At 74.1% G+C, this 10,772-nt stretch carries 11 protein-coding genes; 2 read left to right on the top strand and 9 right to left on the bottom strand.

Annotation, left to right across the window (positions count from 1 at the left end):
- Positions 1-143: 143 nt before the first annotated feature.
- From trpA to AB0C78_RS43005, 9 genes are all read right to left on the bottom strand, one after another.
- Positions 144-956, bottom strand: coding sequence for a tryptophan synthase subunit alpha (gene trpA, locus AB0C78_RS43045; RefSeq protein ID WP_360759877.1), 813 nt, complete (start codon positions 954-956; stop codon positions 144-146).
- Complete coding sequence (gene trpB, locus AB0C78_RS43040) at positions 953-2,185, bottom strand: tryptophan synthase subunit beta (protein ID WP_360759874.1); 1,233 nt, start codon at positions 2,183-2,185, stop codon at positions 953-955. The genes trpA and trpB overlap by 4 nt, the downstream gene beginning before the upstream one ends.
- A 129-nt stretch (positions 2,186-2,314) precedes the next feature.
- Positions 2,315-3,121: an indole-3-glycerol phosphate synthase TrpC gene (gene trpC, locus AB0C78_RS43035; RefSeq protein ID WP_360759871.1), complete on the bottom strand. Its 807-nt coding sequence runs from the start codon at positions 3,119-3,121 to the stop codon at positions 2,315-2,317.
- 134 nt (positions 3,122-3,255) lie between these two features.
- The gene (locus tag AB0C78_RS43030) at positions 3,256-3,663 is read right to left on the bottom strand and encodes a DUF2752 domain-containing protein (RefSeq protein ID WP_360759869.1); all 408 of its coding nucleotides are present in this window, start codon (positions 3,661-3,663) and stop codon (positions 3,256-3,258) included.
- A 118-nt stretch (positions 3,664-3,781) separates the two neighbouring features.
- Positions 3,782-4,441 carry a response regulator transcription factor gene (locus AB0C78_RS43025; RefSeq protein ID WP_151545185.1) on the bottom strand — a complete coding sequence of 220 codons (660 nt, stop codon included), beginning with the start codon at positions 4,439-4,441 and terminating at the stop codon, positions 3,782-3,784.
- Complete coding sequence (locus AB0C78_RS43020; RefSeq protein ID WP_360759865.1) at positions 4,438-5,124, bottom strand: Trp biosynthesis-associated membrane protein; 687 nt, start codon at positions 5,122-5,124, stop codon at positions 4,438-4,440. The genes AB0C78_RS43025 and AB0C78_RS43020 overlap by 4 nt, the downstream gene beginning before the upstream one ends.
- Entirely contained in the window at positions 5,121-5,504 is a 384-nt protein-coding gene (hisI, locus tag AB0C78_RS43015) for a phosphoribosyl-AMP cyclohydrolase (RefSeq protein ID WP_190862352.1), read from the bottom strand. The genes AB0C78_RS43020 and hisI overlap by 4 nt, the downstream gene beginning before the upstream one ends.
- Before the next feature lie 125 nt (positions 5,505-5,629).
- A complete protein-coding gene (locus AB0C78_RS43010; RefSeq protein WP_026405868.1) occupies positions 5,630-5,836 on the bottom strand; it encodes a cold-shock protein in 207 nt (68 codons plus the stop codon).
- 252 nt (positions 5,837-6,088) lie between these two features.
- The gene (locus AB0C78_RS43005; protein WP_360759860.1) at positions 6,089-6,784 is read right to left on the bottom strand and encodes a TIGR03085 family metal-binding protein; all 696 of its coding nucleotides are present in this window, start codon (positions 6,782-6,784) and stop codon (positions 6,089-6,091) included.
- 164 nt (positions 6,785-6,948) lie between these two features.
- On the opposite strand from AB0C78_RS43005, the gene AB0C78_RS43000 reads away from it, so the two are divergent.
- Positions 6,949-8,772 (top strand): ABC transporter ATP-binding protein, encoded by a 1,824-nt coding sequence (locus AB0C78_RS43000; protein ID WP_360759857.1) that lies wholly within the window; start codon positions 6,949-6,951, stop codon positions 8,770-8,772.
- Positions 8,769-10,550 carry an ABC transporter ATP-binding protein gene (locus tag AB0C78_RS42995; RefSeq protein WP_360759854.1) on the top strand — a complete coding sequence of 594 codons (1,782 nt, stop codon included), beginning with the start codon at positions 8,769-8,771 and terminating at the stop codon, positions 10,548-10,550. The genes AB0C78_RS43000 and AB0C78_RS42995 overlap by 4 nt, the downstream gene beginning before the upstream one ends.
- The last annotated feature ends 222 nt before the right edge of the window (positions 10,551-10,772 follow it).

Here is a 10,772-nt window from a genome sequence, read left to right as displayed (position 1 = left end):
CTTGCCCCGGCGGGGGGCGCGGGCGCGTCCCCGGATCGCGTAATCCCGGCCGCGGACACGGGACGGGCCCGTTTCCGCGGACGTTCGGTGATCGCTTTCCGGCCCGGCCGGCGCGGGCGGCGCCGGCCGTGCGGGGGGCGGGGTCAGCGGCCCTTGCGGACGCCCTCGGCCAGTTCCCCGGTGAGGGCGCGGACGCCGGCGAGGCCGGCGGCGAGGTCCGGGGCGTCCAGCAGCCGCCGGACGAACGCCGAGCCGACGATCACGCCGTCGGCGAAGCCGGCGACCTCGGCGGCCTGGGCGCCGTTGCCCACCCCGAGCCCGAGCCCGATCGGCAGGTCCCGGCCGGACCGCCCGATGGTCTCCCGGGTGCGCTCGACGAGCCGCGGCGCGCCGGTGTCGACGGCGTTGCGGGCGCCGGTGACGCCCATCAGCGACGCGGCGTAGACGAACCCGCGGGACGCGCGGGTGATCGTCTCGATGCGCTCGTCGGTGGAGCTGAGCGCGACGAGGAACACCCGGTCGAGACCGTGCTCGTCGGCCGCCTCGATCCACGCGCCGCCCTCCTCGGGCGTGAGGTCGGGGGTGATCAGCCCGGCGCCGCCGGCGTTGGCGAGGTCGCGCGCGAACGCGCCGACGCCGTGCCGGTCGACGGGGTTCCAGTACGTCATCACCAGCGTCGGGGCTCCGGTGGCGGCGATCGCCTCGACGGTGCGGAACACGTCGGCGACGCGGACGCCCCCGACGAGGGCCCGGTGCACGGCGTCCTGGATGACGGGGCCGTCCATCATCGGGTCGGTGTAGGGCAGCCCGATCTCGATGACGTCGCAGCCGGCGTCGACCATGGTCTTGGCGGCCTCGATCGCGCCGTCGACGGTCGGGAACCCGGCCGGCAGGTAGCCGACGAGCGCGGCGCGGTTCTCGGCCTTGGCCTTGTCGTAGGCGTCCTTGGCGGTCACTGCGGGTCTCCTTCGGGCATCAGGCCGAAGAAGGACGCGGCCGTGTGCATGTCCTTGTCGCCGCGGCCGGACAGGCACACCGCGATCGTGGCGTCCGGGCCCAGTTCCTTGCCGACCTTGAGCGCGCCGGCGAGGGCGTGCGCGGACTCGATCGCCGGGATGATGCCCTCGGTGCGGCACAGCAGCGAGAACGCCTCCATCGCCTCGGCATCGGTGATCTCGCGGTACTCGGCGCGGCCGGAGTCGTGCAGCCAGGAGTGCTCGGGGCCGACTCCGGGGTAGTCGAGGCCCGCGGAGATCGAGTGGGTCTCCATGGTCTGGCCGTCGTCGTCCTGCAGCAGGTAGGTGCGCATGCCGTGGATGACGCCGAGCGAGCCGCCGACGAGGGTCGCGGCGTGCTTGCCGGACGCGACGCCGTCGCCGCCCGCCTCGAACCCGTACAGCCGGACGGACTCGTCCGGCACGAAGGCGTGGAACATGCCGATGGCGTTGGAGCCGCCGCCGACGCAGGCGACGACGGCGTCCGGCAGGGCGCCGGTCAGCTCGAGGCACTGCCGCCGCGCCTCCACGCCGATGATCCGCTGGAAGTCGCGGACCATCATCGGGAACGGGTGCGGGCCCATCACCGAGCCGATGCAGTAGTGGGTGTTCCCGACGCTGGCGACCCAGTCGCGGAACGCCTCGTTGCAGGCGTCCTTGAGGGTGCGGCTGCCGGTCCGCACGGGGACGACCTCGGCGCCGAGCATCCGCATCCGGGCGACGTTGAGGGCCTGCCGCTCGGTGTCGACCTCGCCCATGTAGACGGTGCAGTCGAGGCCGAGCAGCGCCGCGGCGGTGGCCGTGGCGACGCCGTGCTGGCCGGCGCCGGTCTCGGCGATCACCCGGGTCTTGCCCATCCGCTTGGTGAGCAGCGCCTGCCCGAGCACATTGTTGATCTTGTGGGAGCCGGTGTGGTTGAGGTCCTCGCGCTTCAGCAGCACCCGGGCGCCGCCCGCGTGCTCGCCGAACCGCTTCGCCTCGGTCAGCAGGCTCGGCCGGCCCGCGTAGTTCGCGAGCAGGTCGTCGAGCTCGGCGGTGAAGGCCGGGTCCTTCTTGGCGGTCTCGAACTCGCGGGTGAGCTCGTCCAGGGCCGCCATCAGCGCCTCGGGGGCGAACCGGCCGCCGAAGCGGCCGAAGTGGCCGGTGGCGTCGGGGACGGCGGCAGCGCGCGCCGCACTGTCGATGGTCATGGGAAAACGCGTCCTGTCAATGCGTAAGGGGCCTGTCGGTCATCAGAGGGATGCGCTGAGGCCCCGCCATCGCTCGTGGAGCGGCTCTGCGGGCATGACCGTAGCCTACCGAGTCCCCGCCGGCGCCGGTCAGCCGCTCTGCCGCAGCGCCGGGTGCGCTCCGGCGGCGACCAGGTCGGCGACCGCGGTCCGCGGGTCGCGGCCGATCACCAGGCTCTCCCCCACCAGCACGGCGTCGGCGCCGCTGGAGGCGTAGGCGAGCAGGTCGTGCGGGCCGCGCACGCCGGACTCGGCGATCTTCACGACGGGCTTGGGGATCGCGGGCGCGACCCGGGCGAACACGCCCCGGTCGACCTTCAGGGTGCGCAGGTCGCGCGCGTTCACGCCGATGACCTTGGCGCCCGCGTCCACCGCGCGGGCGGCCTCCTCCTCGGTGTGCACCTCGACGAGCGGGAGCAGCCCGATCGACTCGGCCCGCTCGACCAGCGAGACCAGCGCGTCCTGCTCCAGCGCGGCGACGATCAGCAGCGCCATGTCGGCGCCGTACGCGCGCGCCTCCCACAGCTGGTAGGAGGTGACGATGAAGTCCTTGCGCAGGACGGAGACGTCGACGTTGGCGCGGACGTCCGCGAGGTCCTGCAGGCTGCCGCCGAAGCGGCGCCGCTCGGTCAGCACGCTGATCACCTTGGCGCCGCCGGCCTCGTAGTCGCGGGCGAGGGCGGCGGGGTCGGCGATCGCGGCGAGCGCGCCCTTGGACGGGCTGCTGCGCTTGACCTCGGCGATGACCGAGACGCCGGGCCCGCGCAGCGCGGCGAGCGCGTCGCGGGGGGCCGGGGCGGCGGCGGCCTTCTCCTTCAGCGCGCCGAGCGGCACCTCCCGCTGCCGTTCGGCGAGATCGGCCCGGACGCCGTCGATGATCTCGTCCAAGACGCTCAAGTGGTAGGCCCCCTATTTCAGGTCGATCCGTGCACCGATCGTAGCCGCCCCCGCCGACGGTCCTCGCACCCGGGAGGGGTCCGGGACGTCCGCGGGGCGCGGCGGTCCGGGCGGCCGGCGGGGCCGTCCGCGGGTCAGGGCGCCAGGGCGTGCGCGAACGGCAGGTTCCGCACGACCCAGTACACGGCCACGACCCCGACGAAGCCGTACACCGCGACCGGCCGGAACAGCGCCGACCACATCGGCCGCCCCTTGAGGCTCAGCACCGTCCAGCGGACGTACAGGTAGCCGAAGACGGGCAGCAGCAGGAACAGCAGCGGGTTGAACCCGAACGCGGTGCCCACGTGCCCGTGCGCGAGGGCGTTGACCAGCCGCATCGCGCCGCAGCCGGGGCAGTAGTAGCCGGTCATGGCGAGGAAGGGGCAGGTCGGGTAGTGGCCGGGCTGGTTCGGGTCGACGACCGCGACCAGCACCGTCGCCGCCGCGGCACCGCCCAGGACGATCCCGTGCGGCATCAGCGCCCGCAGCGGCCCCTTCCGCACCGCACGGCTCGTCGTCTGCGGAGGCATTGGCACGGCTGCACGGCTCATCCCACCCACCCTAGGCGCACCCAAGGAGCTTGAACCTCAGCCAGGGCGCCCCAGCGCCCGATGCCGAGGGCTATGCATCCAACACGTATCCGACGCCGCGGACGGTGCGGATGGGGTTGTCGTGGCCGAGCTTGGCGCGGAGCTGGGCGACGTGGACGTCGACGGTGCGGCTGCCCGCGCCGGCGCCGGGACCCCAGGCGGCGTCGAGGAGCTGCTCGCGGGTGAAGACGCGGCCGGGGTTGGCCATGAGGAACTCAAGGAGGTCGAACTCGGTGACGGTGAGCGCGACGCGGTGCTCGCCGACGGCGGCGGTGCGGCGGTCCGGGTCGAGGGCGACGGGCCCGGCGCGCAGCGGGCCGGGGACCGGCAGGGGGCCGCGGCGGCGCAGGGCGTCGGCGACGGCGGCGACCAGCACGCGGGGCCCGAACGGGCGGTCCACGCGGTGCTCGCCGAGATGGCGGGCGAGTGCCGGGTCGAGGGGGCCGGTGACGGCGACGACGGGCGCGGGTCGGGCCGCCTCGGCGACGCGGCGGTACAGGTCGGCGGGCAGCGCGCTGGTGGACAGGTCGAGGACGACGACGTCGGGGCGGGCGCGCTCGGCGGCGGCGGGCGCGCGGCCGGGGTCGGTCTCGATCCGCACGTCGTAGCCCTCGCGGGCCAGGTAGCGGCGCTGGAGTTCGGCGACGGCGGGATCGTGCTCGGCGACCAGGACGAGGCCGTCGGCGGTCACGGCCGGCCGTTCCGGGGCGCGGCGCGCTCACCGGCCCTCGAGCCGTCCGGCTCCCCGTCCGCGTCGGCGGGAGTCTCCTGGGCCGCGTCCTGGGCCGTCGGGTCCTCGCCGCGGTCGAGGGACTTCCACAGGGCGGACGGGTCCTCCGCGGGGGCGGCGGCGGGCGTGCGCGCGGCGGGACGGGACGCCGGCGCGCCGGACCGTTCGTAGCGGGCGGACATGCCGGGCCAGCGGCCGCTGCGGACGGCGGCGATCAGGCCGCCGGCGACGAGCAGGACGCCGCCGGTCACCGACGCCATCCACCACAGGTTCACCGCGAGCGAGGGATGCGCGCCGATCTTCAGCAGGGCGCTCTTGTCCCCGGCGGCCGACAGCACGTGGGCGCGCTGGACGGCGGCGGCGGAGGCGTAGACGACGCCGGCGCCGAACAGGGCGATGAGGACGCCGACGGCGGACCGGACGCGGCCGCGGGTGGCGAACAGGGCGGCGAGGCCGGCGAGCCCGGCCCAGGCGAGCGCGGTCGCGGTGCCGCCGAGGTCGTGGCCGGTCAGGTGCTCGGAGAACGGGGTGATGGCGTCCTCGGCCTTGACGGTGGCCCAGGGGCGGCCGCCGGCGAGCAGGGCCAGGCCCGCGCCGGCGGCGCACAGCAGCGCGGTGAGGCCGCGCTCACGCCCGGGGGTCATGAGCGGGCGTCAGGGCGTTCCCCGACCACGGCGTCGAGCACGTCGGCGTCCCAGCAGGTGCGGTCGCCGGTGTGGCAGGCCGCGCCGACCTGGTCGACCTTGACCAGGATCGCGTCGGCGTCGCAGTCGAGCGCGACGGACTTGACCCACTGCTGGTGGCCGGAGGTCTCGCCCTTCACCCAGTACTCCCGCCGGCTGCGCGACCAGTAGGTGCAGCGGCCGGTGGTGAGGGTGCGGTGCAGGGCCTCGTCGTCCATCCAGCCGAGCATGAGCACCTCGCCGGTGTCGTACTGCTGGGCGATCGCGGGCACCAGGCCGTTCGCGTCGCGCTTCAGCCGCTCGGCGATCTTGGGGTCCAGGTTGGACGAGGGAACGGACATGACGTCCATTGTGCCGGGTGGCGCCCGGTACCCGCGACGGCCCCCGCGCGGGGGCGGCGCCGGACACGAAAGGGCCCGCCTCCCCTGGCGGGGGGAGACCGGGCCCAGACGTACGACTGCGGGTCTTACAGGGGGACGACCTGGTCGGCCTGCGGACCCCGGTTACCCTGCGTCACCTCGAACTGGACGCGCTGGTTCTCGTCCAGCGTGCGGTACCCGGAGGTCTGGATCGCCGAGTAGTGCACGAAGACGTCCGGCCCGCCGCCGTCCACGGCGATGAAGCCGAAGCCCTTCTCGGCGTTGAACCACTTCACGGTGCCCTGCTGGGGCATGTCTTTCTCCTTGCGGCAAAACACGGGCCCACACCTCGCGGGCCCGGCGCGGTCGCTGCGGAACGCTCTCGCCCCCGGTACGGTCCCGGAAAAGCCAAAACGCCCGCTGCCATCAGTCCGCGGGCGTCTGGACAAACGATCGAGAACCACGACTGCAACCGACCGCCCCACCGTATCACCGGTTCCGCGTAAAACGCAGGAGCGGGAAGGCCTGCGTTTCTCCTCTCGGCGAACCCTGCCGTTACCTGCCCGTTAAAGACTCCAACCGGTCTCGGTCAGGGTCTTGACAGAGTCCGTGGGCCCCGTGAGGCGGACCTTCGCGACGTCGGTACGGCCGAGCGCCCACAGGACCAACTCCCCGACGGGCCCGTGCACCCGCACGGGGCCGGAGCCGCCGCCGGGGCCGCTCCGGCCCCGCGCGCGGCCGCCGCCGGAGACCCGGGCGCTGCGCCCGTCGGGCCGGACCAGCGTTACCTCGACGTGAACTTTTCTTAGGACAAAGCGGGCAATTTTTATCCGTCGCCAGAGAAGTTCCTCGAGTTCACCGGACAGGTCCCTGGGCTCCCAGTCGGGCCCGGCCCGGCGGATGTCCTCATGGTGAACAAAGAACTCGACACCGTTGGCGATTTTGTCCACGCCCGGAACCGCGTACGGCGAGAACTTCGGCGGACCCTCCCGGAACCGTTCCACCAGGCGCTCGAACGGGACGGCCCGCGCGGTGCGGCGCCGGACGCGCTCGGTGTAGAAGGCCAGCGGGGACAGCAGTATTCCGGGCGCGGCGTCCGGGCGCCCCTCCCGGACGACCAGGTGCGCGGCCAGGTCGCGGGCGTCCCATCCGCCGCAGCGGGTGGGCGCGTCGGGACCCGCCTCGGCCAGGGCGCCGGCCAGCAGGCCGCGCTCCCGCCGGACGGGGTCGTCCTCGCCTTCGACGGCGCTGGGCGTGCTCATTGGATGATCGTAGGCCGCCCGGGGCGAGTCGGGAATAAGCGTCAGGGCGGCATGGTAGGGACTAGTCAGGCCCGCGAAACCCCCACATCCCCACACGCAGGGGGCATCACCGCGGGTCGCCGTGCCGTGATCGAGGAGTAACCGTGCCGCCTGCGTCCAGACGCGTGTCCCCCCATGTCCTGCGCGAGGGACTGCGGGTGCTGTGGGTCGCCGTCCGCGCCGAGCCGCGGGTGTTCACCGTCTCGGTGGTCGCCAGCGCGGTGTACGCGGCGATGACCGTGGCGACCGCCCAGGTGCTCGGCTGGGCGACCCAGACCGTCGTCCTGCCCGCGTTCCGGGAGGGGCGCACCACCGCCGGGGCGCTGTCCGGCGCCGCGGCGGCGATCATCGGCGTCGCGCTGCTGAAGGCGCTCGGCGTCGCCGGCCGCCGCTTCTACGCGGGCCTGATGCAGTACCGGATGCAGGCCGCCTACCGCCGGTCGGTGACCCGGCAGTACCTGCGGCTGCCGCTCGCCTGGCACCACCGGCACCCGACCGGGCAGCTGCTGTCGAACGCCAACGCCGACGTCGAGGCGGTGTGGGCGCCGATCGCGCCGCTGCCGATGGCGGTCGGCGTGGTGTTCATGCTGCTGATCGCGGCCGTGTCGATCCTGGTCACCGACGTCGCGGTCGCCGCCGTCGGGTTCCTGATCTTCCCGGCGATCGCGCTGATCAACGTCGTGTACCAGCGCCGGCTCGCGCCGGTCGCGACCCGGGCGCAGCAGCTGCGCGCCGAGGTCAGCGAGGTCGCGCACGAGAGCTTCGAGGGCGGCCTCGTCGTCAAGACCCTCGGCCGCGAGGAGGCGGAGACCGAGCGGTTCCGGGAGCGGGCGCACGAGCTGCGCGACGCCAACATCGCGGTCGGCCGGATCCGCGGGCTGTTCGACCCGGTGCTGGAGGCGCTGCCGAACCTCGGCGTGCTCGCCGTCCTGCTGATCGGGTCGGTGCGGCTGGAGTCCGGCGCGATGACGGCCGGCGACCTGGTCCACGTCGCCTACCTGTTCACGCTGCTGTCGTGGCCGATCCGCGCGCTCGGCTGGGTGCTGGCGGAGGTGCCGCGCAGCGTCGTCGGCTGGGAGCGGGTCCGCGGCGTCCTCGACGCGACGGGGTCGCTGCCGTTCGGCGACGCGGCGCTCGGCGAGGACAAGGCCGCCGCGCTGGAGGTCCGCGACGTCCGGTTCGCCTACGAGGGCGCCGACGGCGACCGCGAGGTCCTGCACGACGTGTCGTTCACCGTGTCCCCCGGCCGGACCGTCGCCCTGGTCGGGCCGACCGGGTCCGGCAAGTCCACGCTCACCTCGCTCCTGGTCCGGCTGGTCGACCCGGCCGACGGGTCCGTCCTGCTGGACGGCGTGGACCTGCGGGACGTCCGCAGGGGCGGCGTCGCGGAGACCGCCGCGCTCGTCCCGCAGCAGACGTTCCTGTTCGACGACACCGTCCGCGGGAACGTGACGCTCGGCCTGGACGTCCCCGACGAGCGCGTCTGGGAGGCGCTGCGGCTCGCGCAGGCCGACGGGTTCGTCGCGGCCCTCGCCGACGGGCTCGACACGAGGGTCGGCGAGCGGGGCGCGTCGCTGTCCGGCGGGCAGCGGCAGCGGCTCGCGCTGGCGCGCGCGCTGGTGCGGCGGCCCCGGCTGCTCGTCCTGGACGACGCGACGTCCAGCGTCGACCCGCAGGTCGAGGCGCGGATCCTGCAGAGCCTGCGGGAGGCCCAGTCCCTGCGCGACGACGACGGCGGGGGCGCGACCGTCGTGGTCGTCGCCTACCGCAAGGCCACGATCGCCCTGGCCGACGAGGTCGTGTACCTCGACCACGGCCGGGTCACCGGGCGCGGCTCCCACGCGGAGCTGCTGGAGACGTCCGAGGGGTACCGCAACCTCGTCAACGCCTACGAGCGGGCGGAAGCGGAACAGGAAGCGCTCGACGGCGGCGAGGAGGCCCTGGCGTGACGGTCATCGACGAGGCGGCGGCCACCGAGGGCGGCCTCAGCACCCTGCGGCGCGGCCTGCGGCTCAGCCCCGAGTTCCGGGCCGGGCTGGCGGGCACGCTGGTGCTGGCGCTGCTGTCCACAGCGGGCCGGGTGGTGGTGCCGATCGCCGTCCAGCAGACCATGGACAAGGGCCTGGACCGCGCCGGCGGCCCCGACATCGGCTTCATCCGCTCGGCCGTGCTGCTGTGCGCGGTCGCGGTGCTGCTGACGGCGCTGTGCGCGTACGCGATGAACGTCCGGCTGTACAAGACGTCCGAGGGCGGGCTCGCGGGACTGCGCGTCAAGGCGTTCCGGCACGTCCACGACCTGTCGATGCTGACGCAGAGCGGCGAGCGGCGCGGCTCGCTGGTGTCGCGGGTGACGACGGACGTCGACCAGATCAGCAACTTCATGCAGTCCGGCGGGCTGATGTTCATCGTGTCCATCGGGCAGCTGCTCGTCGCGAGCGTGCTGATGCTCGTCTACTCGTGGCAGCTCGCGCTGCTGGTGTGGGCGGCGTTCCTGCCGCTGGCGTTCGCGCTGCGCCGCTTCCAGCGGATCGTGTCCGCCCGGTACATGCAGGTCCGCGAGCGCATGGGCGACCTGCTCGCCGCGGTCAGCGAGTCGGTGGTGGGCGCCGCGGTCATCCGCGCGCACGCCTCCGAGGAGCGCACGGGGCGCCGCGTCGACGAGACCGTCGACGCGTTCCGCAGCACCCAGACGCGCGCGCAGGCGATGGTCGCGCTGACGTTCCCGGTCAGCGAGCTGGTCGCGGCCATCGCGACCGGCGGCGTGGTCGTCGTCGGGACGCTGCTCGGCATCGGCGGCCACCTCACGGCCGGTGAGCTGGTGGCGTTCCTGTTCTTGGTCACCCTGTTCGTCAGCCCGATGCAGACGGCGACGGAGGTCCTCAACGACGCGCAGAACGCGATCGCCGGGTGGCGCCGCGTCCTCGGCGTCCTCGACACCGTCCCGGACGTCGCCGACCCCGGCGACGCCGGCGAGACCCTGCCGCGCGGCCCGATCGAGGTGCGGTTCGAGTCCGTCGGGTTCGCCTACCCGGGCGGCCCGCCCGTCCTGCACGACGTGAACGCGACGATCGCGCCGCGCAGCCGCGTCGCGATCGTCGGGCAGACCGGGTCGGGCAAGACGACGTTCGCCAAGCTCCTCACCCGCCTCATGGACCCGGTGTCGGGGCGCGTCCTCGTCGACGGCGTGCCGCTGGACCGCGTTCGGTTCTCCTCGCTGCGCGAGCGGATCGTCATGGTGCCGCAGGACGGGTTCCTGTTCGACGCGTCCCTCGCCGACAACGTCCGCTACGGCCGCCCGGACGCCACCGACGAGGACCTCGTCCTCGCGCTGACGGAACTGGGCCTCGCCGACTGGCTCGACGGCCTCCCCCAGGGCCTCGCCACCCCGGTCGGGCAGCGCGGCGAGTCCCTGTCGGCGGGCGAGCGGCAGCTCGTCGCGCTGGCCCGCGCCTACATCGCCGACCCGGACCTGCTCGTCCTGGACGAGGCGACGTCCGCGGTCGACCCGGCCACGGAGGTCCGCATCCAGCGGGCCCTGGACGGGGTGACCCGCGGCCGCACCGCGATCTCCATCGCGCACCGCCTGTCCACCGCCGAGGCCGCCGACGAGGTGATCGTCTTCGACGCGGGCCGCATCGTCCAGCGCGGCCCGCACGCCGAACTGGTCGCCCGGCCCGGCGTCTACGCCGACCTCCACGCCTCCTGGATGGCCCAACGCGACATGTGACCCCCGCTGGGAAAACACAGCTAAAGCACTTGCCCGTTATCTGGTCTGGTGCGCATTCTGCTGGGGTGAGCAACGAGGTCGTGTTGGAATCGGCGGGCACGCTGCGGGGTCAGCTGCAGCGGGGGCTCGGGAGGGCCGCGCGGCGCGCGGCGGACAGGCCCGGCGCGGGCGAGTACGTCTATGACTGCATCCGCAGGGACCCGCGGTGGGATCGGCAATGCG

Origin of the sequence: Actinomadura sp. NPDC048394, assembly GCF_040651755.1 — a bacterium.
Lineage (GTDB): Bacteria > Actinomycetota > Actinomycetes > Streptosporangiales > Streptosporangiaceae > Spirillospora > Spirillospora montaniterrae.
This window is presented reverse-complemented; position numbering and strand designations above follow the sequence as displayed.

Bases quoted from the DNA above. Each gene is read 5' to 3' on its own strand.
- trpB (WP_360759874.1), bottom strand. From the start codon at position 2,185: ATGACCATCGACAGTGCGGCGCGCGCTGCCGCCGTCCCCGACGCCACC.
- AB0C78_RS43020 (WP_360759865.1), bottom strand. From the start codon at position 5,124: ATGACCCCCGGGCGTGAGCGCGGCCTCACCGCGCTGCTGTGCGCCGCC.
- hisI (WP_190862352.1), bottom strand. From the start codon at position 5,504: ATGTCCGTTCCCTCGTCCAACCTGGACCCCAAGATCGCCGAGCGGCTG.
- AB0C78_RS43010 (WP_026405868.1), bottom strand. From the start codon at position 5,836: ATGCCCCAGCAGGGCACCGTGAAGTGGTTCAACGCCGAGAAGGGCTTC.
- AB0C78_RS43005 (WP_360759860.1), bottom strand. From the start codon at position 6,784: ATGAGCACGCCCAGCGCCGTCGAAGGCGAGGACGACCCCGTCCGGCGG.